The organism is Thermoanaerobacterium sp. R66 (assembly GCF_028895185.1).
Lineage (GTDB): Bacteria > Bacillota > Thermoanaerobacteria > Thermoanaerobacterales > Thermoanaerobacteraceae > Thermoanaerobacterium.
Genome location: NZ_JAEUWW010000001.1, coordinates 1368155 through 1384183 on the forward strand (window position 1 = coordinate 1368155; position 16029 = coordinate 1384183).

The 16029-nt window shown below is 31.5% G+C and carries 11 protein-coding genes; 2 read left to right on the top strand and 9 right to left on the bottom strand.

Going from position 1 to position 16029, the window contains the following annotated elements; genetic code table 11:
• The first annotated feature begins 617 nt into the window (after positions 1-617).
• Both JJQ93_RS06990 and JJQ93_RS06995 read left to right on the top strand, forming a co-directional pair.
• Positions 618-770 carry a hypothetical protein gene (locus JJQ93_RS06990; protein ID WP_274893225.1) on the top strand — a complete coding sequence of 51 codons (153 nt, stop codon included), beginning with the start codon at positions 618-620 and terminating at the stop codon, positions 768-770.
• Positions 771-989: 219 nt separating this feature from the next.
• Positions 990-1883 carry a tyrosine-type recombinase/integrase gene (locus JJQ93_RS06995; protein WP_274893226.1) on the top strand — a complete coding sequence of 298 codons (894 nt, stop codon included), beginning with the start codon at positions 990-992 and terminating at the stop codon, positions 1881-1883.
• A 334-nt stretch (positions 1884-2217) separates the two neighbouring features.
• On the opposite strand, the gene JJQ93_RS07000 is transcribed toward JJQ93_RS06995, so the two are convergent.
• From JJQ93_RS07000 to JJQ93_RS07040, 9 genes are all read right to left on the bottom strand, one after another.
• Positions 2218-2937, bottom strand: a complete 720-nt coding sequence (locus JJQ93_RS07000) for a 2-phosphosulfolactate phosphatase family protein (protein WP_274893229.1) — start codon at positions 2935-2937, stop codon at positions 2218-2220.
• Positions 2938-2990: 53 nt separating this feature from the next.
• Complete coding sequence (locus JJQ93_RS07005; protein ID WP_274893231.1) at positions 2991-3545, bottom strand: DUF1097 domain-containing protein; 555 nt, start codon at positions 3543-3545, stop codon at positions 2991-2993.
• Positions 3546-3664: 119 nt separating this feature from the next.
• The gene (locus JJQ93_RS07010) at positions 3665-4495 is read right to left on the bottom strand and encodes a phosphoenolpyruvate hydrolase family protein (protein WP_274893232.1); all 831 of its coding nucleotides are present in this window, start codon (positions 4493-4495) and stop codon (positions 3665-3667) included.
• Positions 4496-4516: 21 nt separating this feature from the next.
• Positions 4517-5743 (bottom strand): Tm-1-like ATP-binding domain-containing protein, encoded by a 1227-nt coding sequence (locus tag JJQ93_RS07015; protein WP_274893233.1) that lies wholly within the window; start codon positions 5741-5743, stop codon positions 4517-4519.
• Between the two features lie 192 nt (positions 5744-5935).
• Positions 5936-7786: a phosphoenolpyruvate hydrolase family protein gene (locus tag JJQ93_RS07020; RefSeq protein ID WP_274893234.1), complete on the bottom strand. Its 1851-nt coding sequence runs from the start codon at positions 7784-7786 to the stop codon at positions 5936-5938.
• A gap of 250 nt (positions 7787-8036) precedes the next feature.
• The gene (locus tag JJQ93_RS07025) at positions 8037-8354 is read right to left on the bottom strand and encodes a hypothetical protein (RefSeq protein ID WP_274893235.1); all 318 of its coding nucleotides are present in this window, start codon (positions 8352-8354) and stop codon (positions 8037-8039) included.
• A 1195-nt stretch (positions 8355-9549) separates the two neighbouring features.
• The gene (locus JJQ93_RS07030) at positions 9550-11307 is read right to left on the bottom strand and encodes an AIPR family protein (RefSeq protein ID WP_274893236.1); all 1758 of its coding nucleotides are present in this window, start codon (positions 11305-11307) and stop codon (positions 9550-9552) included.
• A gap of 412 nt (positions 11308-11719) precedes the next feature.
• Positions 11720-12706 (bottom strand): DUF4236 domain-containing protein, encoded by a 987-nt coding sequence (locus JJQ93_RS07035; RefSeq protein WP_274893237.1) that lies wholly within the window; start codon positions 12704-12706, stop codon positions 11720-11722.
• A gap of 93 nt (positions 12707-12799) precedes the next feature.
• Positions 12800-16024, bottom strand: coding sequence for a DEAD/DEAH box helicase family protein (locus JJQ93_RS07040; protein WP_274893239.1), 3225 nt, complete (start codon positions 16022-16024; stop codon positions 12800-12802).
• Between the last annotated feature and the right edge of the window lie 5 nt (positions 16025-16029).

A 16029-nucleotide genomic window follows, 5' to 3' on the forward strand; every position in this document is an offset into this window, starting at 1 on the left:
TTATAAGACCAGTTACATGACCACATTAAGGCAAAAATGGACTTAAAAAACAGGCTAAAAATCAACACTTTCAAGCATTTAAGTCCAGTAAGTCCACTAAGTCCACTTTTACAACAAGATTATAGAATGAATCAATATGCTGGAAAAAATTCGGAAATGGAAAGATATCAAAGTGACACCTTTTCAAATACAGATAATGGAAAAACAAAAGGCCTAAGAAAAATACATAATACTGTAAGATACATATGAGAAACAATAAAAAAACTATAGTAATTTTGTAGAAAACATTTGAAATAGCTTTATCAATTATGTTTATTGAAATATTTTCTTGATAACATTAGATTTCATTGATATTGTGCTATCTAAGCAATGACAATTTTTTAAAATGATAACATAACCCTAATATGAGTAAAACTTGTTAACATTTTTAATTTAGAATTCAATTTAAGCGTGTTATATAGGCTTTCATCACTGTTATTAATACAAATGTTTTCTGAATTTAAAATGGATATGTATGTTTTGGATACAATGCTGCAAAAATTATTTCTTCAAAATTTGCTGAAAATATTAGCAATAAAGAAATGTGCTGAATATCTTAAAAAGAAGAAAGGAATTATATGAAGCAAAATATCCAGAGGCAAAAGCAGACGTCAAACATGCTTATATTAGGCAATAACGTTAACGACATTATGACGCCAACATTCATAAAAGATACAGCTAATAAATTAAATGTATCTCCAAGAACTGTCCAAAATAGGAAGTTCAAATAGCTGAAAAAATAAATAACGAAGTAAAAACTAGAAAATTTTTGGAAATTTCAAGTGCTCAATTTAAGCACTTGAAAAATACAGATAATGGAAGATAATTGTCTAGAATCTGGACAATTATTTATGAACTAGAACAGACACCATGTCCGCTCCATTTAAAACAGACAATAACAATAATAATTAAAATGAATTGTCCAAATTTAAGTCATAGGAGTGATTTTAATGGGCAGACAAGGAAGCATTTTTTATAGATTGCTTAACAATTTAAAAGAACAGCAGTCATTTGGAAAAAGTAAATACGCTGTTAAAAAGAAGGCTAGAGAAGAAGCGATAAAGAATGGACTTCATGGCCAAGATGTATTTAATGCTATGAATGATGCAGTTTTTAATGCAGGTATCTTCTCTGTACAGACTTATGCAACTTATCGTAATGAAGTTAAAAGATTTGCTGATTGGTGCAAATCTAAAGGTGTAAAAAATAAAGACTTTGACAAAACAAAGGATATGGTATCGGATTATTTAAGCGAAAAAATCTCACTGGGTCAATCAGCATGGTCTATAAAGGTTGCAAGAGCAGCTCTTAGAAAAGCGTACAAAGATAATAGCCTTGCTGATGATATTAAAATACCCGAAAGAAGACTAAAAGATATAACAAGATCTAGACTTGAAAGACCTGATGACAAAAAAATTAATTTGGATAACTATAAGGATTTAATAGATTTCTGTAAATCATCTGGCTTAAGAAGGCGTGAAGTATCAGCTATCACTGCAAATGATATCTATAAAAAAGATGATAGGCTGTATGTCAATGTCAAAAACGGTAAAGGCGGTAAAACAAGAGAAGTTCCTGTACTCAAAAATTATCAGTCTAAAATTGAAAGCATATTAGAAAAAGCTAAAGATAGAGGAAATGAAAGGCTTTTTACAAGAATTCCAGAGCATCTTGATATACACAGTATGCGCCGTGAATACGCTCAAGAGAGATTTATAGAAATCAGAGGAAGAAAATACAAAAAGCATACAAGAGATAAAAGAGATAGAGAAGCTGTAAGAGAAGTAAGCAGAAATTTAGGTCATAACCGTGAAAATGTAACAGTATCGCATTATTTGTCATAAAAGAAATAAAGGTGGTTGATCACGCCACCTTTATTTTAGGTAGAATTTATTCTCTTTTTCCTTTTCGATACAAATTAAATTCTCACCTTTTAGCTTTAAAAACTAATCCTCTTTTTATTTTTTTGATTTCTACCTTCAATTATATTATGTCATATAAAAAGTAAAATGTCAATAGAATTTTGAAAATATTTTGACTATTTTATTAAATATATTTTTCTTTACTTCAAGCTTATAAAAGAATAGCACGTCTGCGAAGAATGAGCAGAGGTGCGTTATAATTTCGGATTTTTGATTTGAGCAAAGCGAAAATGAAAAATCCGTACCATTACAATTATCATCGTATTATACTACCTCTATCGTTACTATATTTAGGCAATATATAAAACATATCTACAGATGAACAGTAAGGCAAATCCTCTTCATAACCAAGCCTTTTCATTATACTAAATGGAATACTCTCTTTTAAAATAGAAGGAATATCATTTTGAAACATTTGATAAAGAAAATAACTAGCCTTTGATAAATCATCACTATCAAAGGAAATTTTATTTTTTAATTTATCGTATATTGCGCCAGCAGTTATAATATCATCTATAGAAAATTTTTCTTTAGTACCAGCACAAATTATTACTACATCTTTATTTTTATTAGATAAATAATCAGCAACTGCAGATACATTTAAAAGACATCCTATAATTACATCATCTGATATTGAAGCTTTTTTAAGAGCTTTAGTTCCATTTGTAGTTGTAATAATAATAGTTTTGTTTTTTACAATGTCCACCTTGTATTCAAAAGGAGAATTTGCTAAATCAAAACCTTCAATTTTAGCACCATTTCTTTCTCCACCCAGCAAAATGTTATTACGCCCCAAATATTTTGCCAATCTAACGGCATCTTCTATTTCTGCAACTGGAATTACTTCTTTTGCTCCATTAGCAAGTGCTGTAGTAATAACACTGCTCATTCTTAATGTATCAATAACAACAACTACTTTATTTTCTAACTTTTCTTCTGGTACTATACTATATGTTTCATATGTTTCAACATACATTTTTTACACCTTAATTCTTACTCTTTAATGTTGTAAAAACAATTTTAAAAACCTTACGTAATTTTTTTAGGAAAAGTAATTAATATGTTAAACCAACCTAATATACTACCCAATATAGCTGCTAATACAACCCATACCCATAATATCCACGGATCAATAAAAGGATTCCCAGTTAAAGGCCCTGCACCAAAGCCTGATTTAAGACCTGAAAAATAAAATGCTAAGTACATTGAAAGTCCATTAAAGTATGGCAAACTTCCTTTTTCAAAAATCTTATTGAAGTTCATAATATATACTGCAATCGCCACCCATATAAATATCCATACTGCTACAGAAATATTAGGATTCCACTTCAATTTAATAGTAAAATAATTATTAATAACTGCAAAAATTGCCATAGAGAGTGCTCCGATTGGATATGATACCAAAATATATTTAAATCCTTCTACTTTTCCACCCAATGCAAAGTATTCTGCCCATACAACGAATGAAGCCCATAATGCTATATTATATTTACCTAAAAACAATCCAAAAGGTAGTGATACCAATACTGTAATTGCCACAGCCAACCACAAAGGAACTCTTTGTATAATTTTTTCTTCACCCATTTTCTCACCTCCTTAATTATCTCCTTTCATTTAGCTAGTTAACAACATCATAGCTCAAATAAGAACTATATCCGGATATTCTATCTAGATACCCCTGGAATATCCGGATATAAACTTTATTACTTTATTTTTAAGCTCTTAAATTTTTCAGCTTGAGCTTTTATAGCTTTTTCAGTCGGTAGACGTTCCATACTAGATGCTCCAAAGAAGCCTACAATATCTTTCGTATGTTCAAAAATAAATTGTGCATCTTCTGGTTCAGCAATAGGGCCGCCATGACATATAACAAGAATGTCTGGATTTACATTCTTTGCTGCATCATGGATAGCTTGTATTCGTTTTGCAGATTCTTCTAAAGTAAGAGCCGTTTTAGCACCTATAGATCCTTTTGTAGTTAGTCCCATATGAGCTACTAGAATATCTGCTCCTGCTTTGGCCATTTCCACTGCATCGTTTTCATTAAATACGTATGGGCATGTAAGCATATCTAATTCATGAGCAAGAGCTATCATTTCCACTTCCTTATAATACCCCATATCTGTTTCTTCTAAGTTCTGACGGAACTGTCCATCTATCAATCCAACAGTTGGGAAATTCTGAACTCCTGTAAATCCTATTTCTTTTAATTGTTTCAAAAAGTTTGACATTACCCTAAATGGATCTGTGCCACAAACACCAGCAAGAACAGCAGTATCTCTTACTAATGGTAAAACTTCATTTGCCATTTCTACCACAATTTGATTCGCATCACCATACGGCATTAAACCAGCAAGAGACCCCCTCCCTGCCATTCTATAACGCCCTGAATTGTAAATAATTATAAGGTCAACACCACCTTGAACTGAAAATTTAGCCGAAATGCCAGTACCTGCTCCTGCACCAATTATTGGCTTCCCTTCTTTAATTCCAGCTTTCAATCTTTTTAAAGCAGTCTTCCTATCAATAGCCATTTTGATTCCCTCCATTTTAATTTATTTTTTAATTAACTGAAGCAGTGTATTTGCTATTGCTTCAGCAAATTCCGTATCGTTAATGTTGCAATTTAATTCTCTAACCTCAATACTTGGTTTCAAATGTTTTTTAAGAGTTTCAAACAACACAGCATCTGCCTCTGGATCATAAAAAGGCATACCTTCTTTGTCTATAGCAGAAACTCCTTTTAGAGGTATAAATAATACTACTGGTCCTTTAGCTTTATTCAATTTTTCTGCTATAATTTCTCCTAATTTTCGATTTTCTTCTACAGTCGTTCGCATTAATGTTACAGTTGGATTATGTTTATATAACTTCCTTGCTTTAAATTGTTCTGGTACTGTATCCATTGGTCCAAAATTAACCATGTCTAATGCCCCTACAGAGACTACCTGTGGAATACCTATTTTCCCTGCAGCATCTAATCTAGTAGGACCAGCAGAAAGTACTCCTCCAACAAGTTCATCGCACCATTCTGTTGTTGTAATATCAGCTACAGCATTAATAAAACCACTTTCAATTAAACTTTCCATTGCCATTCCACCGGTACCTGTCGCATGAAAAACTAATACTTCACATCCATTTTCTTCTAAAATAGAGCGTACTTTCTCTACACAGGGTGTTGTCACACCAAACATTGTAGCTCCAATAAGCGGCTTTTCTTTATCATTACTAGCTTCATCAGCTTCAGATACTTTAGATTCTACCATTCCACAAATAGCACCTGCAGCATTTGCTAAGATATGAGATGATAATCTGTTTAACCCAGAAATATCTACCACCGAATACATCATTGTAATATCCTTGACACCTACATATGGTCTTGTATCACCAGATGCCATTGTTGATACCATTACCTTAGGAACACCTACAGGAAGCATTCTCATGGCCGCTGTTGCTAATGCAGTACCTCCAGAACCACCTAAACTAATAATCCCGTCTATTTTTCCTTCTTTATAAAGTTGTTGTACAATTGTAGAAGCGCCTTTAGACATTAATGATATAGCAAAGCCTCTATCTTTTTTAGAAATTAATTCCTCAATTGTAGAACCACCTTTCAGAGCCACTTCTTCCCGAGGTATATCTGGATGTATCACTGGTGAGCCCATAATTCCAGCATCAATCACTATAGTTTTGTGTCCACGTTTTTCAATAATTTGTTTGATGTAATCAAATTCGCGTCCTTTTGTATCAAGCGTTCCTAATAATGCAATTGTTTTTGCCATTAATCACACCTCCTTTCACTTTTGTTTGTTACTCACTTTAAATATTATGCAAAATCAATGCCAATGTTTTTATTTCATTTTTTCTTCATTTATAAGGCTCGCTATAAAAATTATTTATGAAATAATAGGTAACACTTTATCACCATAAGAAACAAAGTGTTACCTATTAGAATATTTTGGATACACACTTTATTATTTAAAACCAAATTGTTTTAGTTTTTTATAGAGCGTTTTTCGACTTATATTTAACTCTTTTGCAGCTTTTGTTATATTCCAGTGATTTTTTTCTAAAAGTTCTCTGTAAAACTCTTTATTTTTAGTATCCTGTGTTTTACTCTTGTCGTTTTTTTGTTCAACGATTTCAATTATGTTGTGAATTTTAGTGTTGGAATACTTTTGTAAATACGACGGTAAATCTTCAAATTCGATAATTTTTTTATTACTTAATACAGCTGCATGTTCTAATACATTTTTCAGTTCTCTAACATTACCCGGCCAATTATATTCCAATAAAACCTGCAAAGCATCTGGTGATATTCGTTCAATATTAAATTTAAATTTGTCACTTATACTTTTAACAAAATAACTAACTAAAGCTGGAATATCTTCTTTTCTTTCTCTTAAAGGAGGAACACGAATTTCTACTACATTAAGCCTATAATATAAATCTTCTCTAAAGTTTTTTTCTTCTATAGCTTTTTGCAAATCTCTATTGGTAGCAGAGATAATTCTTACATCTGAATGAATAGTTTTAACACCTCCAACCCTTTCGAACTCTTTTTCTTGAATAGCTCTCAATAATTTGGCTTGTATGGCTAACTCCATTTCTCCAATTTCATCTAAAAAGAGTGTCCCATTCTGTGCAAGCTCAAAACGACCTAATTTTCTTTGTGCTGCTCCAGTAAATGCTCCTTTTTCATATCCAAATAGCTCACTTTCTAAAAGTGTCAGCGGCAAAGCAGCACAATTAACTGTAATAAACGGTCCATTTCTTCTGCTACTGTGTAAATGAATTGCTCTTGCCACAAGTTCTTTCCCTGTACCAGTTTCACCAGTGATTAATATATTAACATCTGTTTCTGCTACTTTCATTATGAGATCATAAACTTCCTGCATAGCTTTAGAATTGCCAATTATTTTATCAAATCCTTGTTTTTTTGCCAACTCTTGTTTCAAATAAATATTTTCTTTCTGAAGCATATAAATACTCTTGAATTTAGAAGTAGTTTCTGATATGCTGCTTTCTACAGGAATTCTTTCTATTGCAGAGCCTCCAATATATCCTTGTGCCTCTGTAGTCTCTACTATATATTGGAAATCATTAGGATATGTAATTGGTCCTCCATATACTAATTTAATAATATCAGGTTTTATTCGACTTGCAGCTAAAAAAATTTGTTGAGCCTTTTCAGCTGCTTGTTCCAACGTAAACCCGCCTTTAATTCCATTCTTACCCCCTAAAGTAAAGCCGAAATTTATACATAAAACATCAACATTGGCTTTAGCCATAGCTTCAGCATCTCTTGTATCATGAACATATGCTATAGTAACCAATCCAGCTTTATTAGCCATTTTCATAAACTTTACTTCATTTTCAAATCCTAATCCTGTTTCTTCCAAATATTGTCGATATTGTCCATCTATAAGACATGCTGTTGGATAATTAATGACACCTGTAAAACCGATTTTTTTAATTCTATTAAAAAAATAGTCATAATTCAATAATGGATCAGTAGCACATACTCCAAATATAACAGGAATTTTTTTTATTCTAGGTATAATCTCAGTTTCACCGATAGACATAACCATTTCATTCGAAGATTTAAAAGGCATATACGAAGCAATTGATGGTACGCCTGCACTTCGAAATATTCCAGCATTTAAAATTAAAATAAAATCCGCTCCGCCTTCTTCTGCATATTTTGCTGCTGCCCCAGAACCTACTGCTACTCCAACGATTACTTTCCCATTTGAAATATTTTCTTTTAAAAGTTTTAAAATTTCATCTCTTCTCGTATAAAAATTTGTCGAAGTTATATCCATTTTATCACACCTCATCATATAATACTTATGTAAATCAGGTGCTTTAATAATCCATTTTTTCCCCACAGTAATCTACATATTTCTTAAAATTATAATCTACTAAATGTTATTTATTTGGCTTCTCTATTTTTAAATAGCAATGTTATATTATTGTTTCTACAATTTTAATATTTTTACATCGAAATAAATATTAACTTTAAAAATTGCATTGACATTTATAACATTGTTCACATTAGTATAAAATCAAAAATTAACCCCACCAATGTCTTTTATTAGCCCCATATGTTTTTATAAACTCTTCATCTGAAAAGACATTATACTCAGGATCCATTGTTGATTCATTGCCTGTCCCTCGTCCACCAACATTGCGAGAAAAATGCAAGTTATGTTTATCTAAAAAATCAACAAACATATCAATTGTGTTCTCGTTTAATGTATCCATGTCGTTTATTTCTTTATAATCAGGTTTTAGACTTTGCTTTAAGCCCTCCCACTTTCTTTGGTTAAATAAAGTTCTCCTGTAGTCACTTTTTAAATTTTCTTTCAATTTAATGCTATCTATAACCATAGAATTACATCTCCTTTTTAACTGTTATAAATGTCAATGCAAATGATAAACCATGGGCTTGTATCAATAGAGTAGACATGAAAAGTTTAATTTTTTATACCATTAGAAGAGCAATTTCATAAACCACGTCGTAGTATCTTGCAATTAATAGCACTATGAATCCTTTTTCGGTTGTAACAAAATCTGATATATTCAAAGACTGCTAATCACGTTTCACCAAAATCGTAGTATTTATGATGATTAATCTGTAAATGATATGTGAGGCTTTAAATGTTATCTTTGCCTTATCCCCAGCCCAAGCTGTACGTGAAACTTTCACTTCATACGGTTTTCCAATGATTAGTTGTCTTTACAGAGCCAGGCTTTAACATCATCGTTATCGCCTATTTGTAATAATTCTTAATTTGTTGACTTTATTTTTCTACCTATCTGTATAGTCATTAGAAATTTTGTTTTCATGGACTACATAGTGACATCTAACTGTATAATATTTAAATTTACAACCTTAATTTTATCATAAGGATACAACTCCTATGGTTAATTAATATATTATTTCAAGGACTTTCAAAATTGCGATTGCAAATTACTACAAGAACTAACCGTCTGGTGTCCTTCGTTCAATCTTATTTATGCTATAGTTTATCATTTATCTTCTAATCTTTAATCTTTGCTGCTATACACCTCCGGCTTCCCGCATATTCCATTATGTCACAATATTTTACATGCAAGTTCTCCAGCGTTTCAATCTACACATCTTCAATCGACTTTTAGAAAGGTACTATATTTATACCGATGTTTGAATTAGAGTTGTACACCGGATATCACAATTCATTTCGGGCTTATGCAGGCATGATAACTACCAACTATTATGTTTGATTTTCATTAATTCTACATTCCTGTTAGAGAGATTTACGTAGCTTCGAACATACCTTTTAGCATATATGCAAGCCATGCCAATTGGTTTAGCATTTCATGTACATCTTCACCTGGCTTCAAACATTATTACCTGCAGGGGTATTAACACGCACACCATCTCAAACTATATTTCATAGGCATTAATTCCGTATAGCAGAAGAGTTTCGTCTATGAATTCCGTGAATCAGTTGTCATGTCATTCGCATGTAGTATTCACAATTATTGTTATAAACTAAATTTTAATTACAAATTATGGACCTAGTATTAAAGTAATAAAAAATTATCTTTCTATTTCCTCTAATCTTTGTTTTATTGCTATAAAGAATTCCTGGCTTTTAAGTAATGTTTGCCAAGTTTTATTCCATTTTTCTTGATCAGAATCATGTGTTTTAATTATTTGTTGATAAATGAAATCTAAAACATCTTTGTTCGCATTAATTTCTTCAAATAATTTTTCAAATTCATATCTTCTTTTTAAAATATACCATTGGTAACAAATTGCTGTAGCAAAAATTACGCTTTGCGGTACAATTTGTTCTAATACAAGATAATTTTGCTCAACAAAGGAACCTCCAAAAATATCTTTATATCTTTCCTTCCAATTATTTAATCTGCTTTTTTTTCGTTTTATTGACTTAAATTCTTCTACCTTTTTTTCGATTGTTTTATATAATTTAAATGATTTTGCGAAATTTTCTGCTGTTAGTCTATCATCAAAAATTTTATTAAAATAACCGTTTTCTGAAGCATCTAGAAACATATATGCAGGATTTCGTCTTGCCAAACCCGGATTCTCAAGAAATGTCGCTACATACGCTTGTATACCTTCTTTTAGTTTAATTGTTCTTTCTGAAAGATTACCATTTATACTTATTTCTATCTTTTTAACATCATCTTCTGATAGTTCTTTGATTTCTCCTTCTCTTCTTTCAAGATACCAACCTATTGTTCTAAGAGACGCAGCTAACTGCATAACTTTTGGATTATTGGACTTTAAAAAACTACCGTCTAGTTTAGTTTGATTATTAAGATTGACAGCAACATTCCCTGCAAATTCCTTATCTCCTTGAGATGTAATAACCCTAACAGGAACAATAACATTTTCTTTTAAACAATTATCTTTTTTCGCTTTGTGAAGTATTCTAATAGTTTGACCACCATTTACAATTTGAGGTTTATTTATATTTATTCTTTTTGTAAAAGCATCCCATGTTGCAGTATCACAAAGAATACTTATTCCATTATTATAATGATAAAAGTTTTCAGAATCTTCAGTTGTGCAAGTCCTATAAATTGCCTCATTTGTTGGATTTTCACCTTCATACATTCTAATATTTTGTTGTAATAGACTCTCTCCATATTTATCATAGAGATCTGCAAGAAATCCACCATTAAGATGAAAAGTATAACAATCATGATTAGCAGCTCGAATCATATATGGAACATTTTCTAGAGAAACAATAATATTTTCATTTAATGTTGGCAAAGTTTTTGTATAAAAAACATCTTGTAGATATTCAATATTTTCATCAGTAAATTTAAAAACATCCTTAGATGGTGGTTTTATACTCAAAATAAAAGCTTGAAATTTTGTTTTCGCCTCATCTTCAAGCCCTTTACTATTTGAAACAAAATGCATATGATAACCAGTAGGTATTGTTTCAAGAACATCATTAAGTATTTCTTTTAATTTTTTATTTGCTATTCTACTATATTCTTTTCTAATAATTATTTCCAATCCAGAAATTGTTTTATCAACATCACCTGATGGATAACCCTTTTCGTAATTTGTTAATGCTTTAAACTGATAAAAATGTACGACATCTTTATCATCCTTGATAATTGCATCAATGCCCAAATCTCCACTACCGTCACATATAGCATTTTCAATTTCATCATCTTCTAAAGAAAGAATTTTCGTAAAATACCACCAAATGAAACCTTGGCCTTCATTTTCACAATCATAATTATCAATCATTTCTCTTATTTCATTTTTTAATTGTTCATTAAATAAATTGATTAACGGTTTATTAATCATTCTTTTCCCTCCGTACAATATTTATTATAAAAAATAAGAGCATTCAAATAACATTATAGATTATTATTAAAAAATTTTTATTTTTAGCTATTGCATTAATTATTTTAAAATATACTTAAATATAAATATATTTATATGAGAAAATTACATAATTCAAAAATCAAAAGTAAATGGCCAATATATAGTATTGTAACTATAAATAAACTACAATATAGTTATATATTTTTATAAAAAAGTTAATTATGAAATTCCCTCATATATAAAACTTAGTAATAATTAACATAATATTACTCTTTTTGCTTTCAGTTTATCAACTTGGAATTTATTCACTTTTTAATCTCATATTCTACATAAATTATTCTACATAAATCCAAAAAACCCTTCAAAAAATGATTTTTACTTACCATTTGTTTTATTTATCAGCTTTAAGTTTTTGGATCATACTTGATACATCATAATAATTGTGATCTTCTACATAGACTTTCTCAAATTGTTTTAACGCTTTTTCATTTTGGTTTAATTGCATATACGTAAGTCCTAACAAATACCTATACATCTTCATCAATTCGCTGTCAGTTTTTCTCTTACGGATAGGTCCATTTTCTAATGCTACCAATGCCATATCAGGTTTATCAAGTTTTAAATAACAATAAGACATTGCGTTGATAACCGATAGGTTGCTCTTGTATTCACTTGGCAATTCTTCTATTACATTTAATGCATCTTGATATTGTTCTGTCTTAATAAGCAGATTAGCATATTGTTCTTTTATTTGAATGTCATCTGGATGTTGTATAAGATACTTTTTAAAATATTCTACTGCTTCATTATCTTTTTCTAACTTCTCAGATAAAAATCCAATTTCTTTATAAAGAGAATAAGTATCAGGCTGTATTTCGATAACTTTCAAAAAATTATTTAACGCTTTTTGATAATCACCTTTCTTTAAAGCTTTGCTGCCAAGCTTAAAATAAGAAAGTGCTTTTGATATAGGTGTTTTTGCTGCCTTATAATACAAAATTCCAGAAATTATAAATCCTATAATAGCAACAGGCCAAAATATAAACATAAACAAAAACGATAAGCCAAACAATAAATGCAAGTATTTTTTCTGTGGTGCCTGTTTCAATAGCTCTGGTGGATAAGAAATAGTATTTGCTTTAACAGTATTAATTGTTGTTTTTACAGCCTTTGATGAACTTTTACGTCCTTTATTTTTATTCAGGTAGTTAATCGAATATAGACCTGTACCAGGTATTCCAAAAGAAGTATACATGCCATTTGGTCCGATTCCTATTCTTGCTCCTTTTCTGCCTACACTAAAGCCAACTCCCTTTCTACTGAAATTAATTCTGATCCCTTTGCCTAAGCTAATACTTCTTCTGTACCTCCAACCCATAAAAATACACCTCTTTAATATTTTAATTACAATTTAAAAGTACAAATTACAATATTAAATGCAACAAATATTAGTGATATTTGATGACAATATTTAATTTATTGTTGTTTCATCAATGATTCTATTTATTAATTTTTCAATATATTTTGTATCATCATTTTGAAACAGTACATTACATCCTTCTAACTGTTCTTTTGTTACATTCCCTCTCCAGCTTTTCTGAATCTCTGAAAAGCGTGTTGGTGTCACAATAAAGGAATTTAACACAGCATCGGAATTAGCCATCCGGAGTTCTATGTCCTTAATTTTCTTGTAAAACTGTATCTTGGGATTTTCTTCTCCCCCATCAATATTTCTTATGCCTTTAGGATCTATAAATGTAATATACTGCTTATTATTTTTGATTATCCACATGATAAAGTCGGGATAAAAATTACCTGCTTCAAAAAAACCAATTCCAGCTTTCGACTTATTCCGCAATAGATAAAGCTCTTTATCGGCAAAAAATGCTTTATTTCTCTCATAATAGGTTTTTAAGTCCTTTATAAATTGCCGTTCTCCCTCGTTAAGTTGAACAGGACTTACTACTATTTGTGTTTCTCCACTTGATATATAAATCAACGGCGCATACAAATGCCTTTCAAAGTTAAATGGTTCAAAAGTTCCATGAGCAAAGCTTGCAAAATCTAATTCCTTTAAAACCCCTTCTTCTTTTGCTTCATTTAAATTTATTATCAAATCCTCTAATCTTGCTTTGATTGTTTCTTGATGCCCGTCATCATATACAGTAACATTGTATTCCTTGACAATATTTCTGTCATCTTCTGTTAGTATCTGATATTCCAGATTCGGCAGTTCATATTCCTGTTTTTTATAGTAATAAAATGCTTCACAATACTTTTTCAGCAATACAGTAGTAATTTCCTGGAAACGGAAATAACTCTTATAGTCCTTTATCTCAAGATCCTCTTCTGGTATCAAAAGTTCATACCAGGGGTGGCGGCTGAGCATTAATTTTTTCAGAACATGCTTAGGAATGCTCAAATTATACCAAGATTTTTCATTCTTGAATCTTTCCAATTCAAAATACACTTTGTCAAAATCAACAAATGCAAGGTGTTTAGGTTCCAAGGTGCCTTTATAAATAAGTGCTGAGTCAGGTGCTCCAGATTTTTCATCACTGGTAATCACTTGCAGCTTCGGGTAGCAGTCAAGAGTAATTTTACGCAAACCTGGACAGGTATGTGGAAGATCAAGCACAGGCCGTGGACCTTTTCGTTTAAAGTCCAATCCTTCTTTTAGTTTCAGGGTTTTTAAATTATTAAATTTCTCCGTTTTTATATTTAAAACTGCAGGCAGAACATAAGGAACTTTGTTCTCAGGGTCTGGCACACCTTCTTCTTCAAGGTATTCTTTAAACTGCTGCATGTAGTCTGCCCTTACACCAAAGATGTTGAGTGTTTCAACAGCCGCAACAACCTTTTTAAACTTTCGTGGCAAAAGAGTTTCTGGAATGTTTTCCACCATGTTGCTTCGTTTCAGACAGTATTCATAACCTTTGAGCCTTACGCCCCGCCCGAAAAGCTGAATAACCTCGGACCCCTCATTTTTCCCCATGTTCATCAAACCCATAGTGCTAACTCGCCAACTGCTCCAGCCCTCAGTAAATTTTTTGGAGCCTATCAATACATTTATGGATGAATGTTCTTCATTTATTTGCTGAAATAAAGACTCGGAAAAATCGCATTTTTCAGTGGAAAGTCCTATTTCATCACAAAATTTTAAAAGTTTACTGTCATCGCCAACATTTATGCACCCGAAATATTCATCCGTATCCCCAGCCTTAAGCCCTATTTCACCATCTGTTCCCTTTAGACTTTCTATATGTAGCTCGGCACCCGGTATCGCTTCGTTAAAAATCAGTTTGAGCATGTCCATATATACCATATCTGGAGACATACCCTTACCTTTTATATAGAAGAAACTGTCCCTGAAAATCTCCCTGTTTTTATTGTCCAAAAGACCTGGATTGCCACTAAGAAGTCTTCCAATATTGTCTACGGTTTTATTCCTTTCGTTTTTAATAAAGTTAGAAAAGAAGATCAGTACATCCACTACATCAGATACATTCCTTCTGTTTTCAGACCTAACTGCATTGACGGTACCTCCTACAAAGACTAAAAGCGGTTTTTCTATCAGTAATGGTGCAAGTGCCTTTCTGTTTTCTTCGTAGATTTTTAGCTGTTGGTAAAACACCATTAAACATGCTGTAAGGTAAAGGTTACGCTTATCTTCGTTGCTGTCATCAGCAAGGTTAAGGATATGATAATCCTTGCCGTAACCATCACCGTGAAAATATCGGTATGAATAGTCGAAAATAATACATTTCGCATATTCCTGAGTAAGCTTTGAGTCATTTTTGACAGCCTGCCCGAATGTTGCGGAATACTCAAAAGAAAAACCTTTCTCGCACAATGTATCCCTTTTTTGCTTCCAGTCTTTACCGCTGCTCCCTCTGTGTCCTTCGTCCACAAGAACAAGATTATTGTGTTCAAAAGACTCGACGGCCACAGTTTTTTCTTTGGCTTCATCTTTTAATTTATGTATATCAATGATTTCTATTTTTCTGTCACTACTTGCCCACAATCCTCCTGCGTTTTTATCAAAAAGCTCTGCAGGCAATCCTGATAGTTCAAGTTCTTTCAGATGCTGTTTTGATAAACCTTCATTGGGAGTAAGAAGGATTATTCTGTTTATCTCTTTTTCTCTATTGTGTACCATTAAATAATGCAAATATTGAAGAGTATTTATGTGCATAATCAGGGTCTTGCCTGACCCTGTAGCATTCCAGAATGCAATTTTGTTAAGGTCTGAAGGCTGGTATTCCTCAATTCTATCAGCGGACCCTTTATCGCTGTTAAAACTCCTTACATATTCGTTTAATTCCTCCATTAATTTTTCACTGTCTGTAAAAAACCTATCAAGGTATATTTCTGTAAAGAGCAAAGATAAGTATTGAAAATATTTCCACCTTATCGGATGCGATCTTTTTTGGGATATACGCATTGTATGACGTACAATATTTTCATCATATGAGAGCAATTTATCTTGTGGGACAGCACATTTCCCCGCAAAATTATCCAAAAGTTCTCGGCAGTAATATGTGTTATTGTTCTCATCATATCCTTCGTTTTCTACTTCTTTTAAATATTTAGTAATATCTTCTAATGACTCTACTCCAAAAAGTCTCAGCATATATTGGTTTAATACAAGTTTTTTATAAAACTTCAATGAAGAAGTTTCTCTTCTTCTTGTCATTTTTC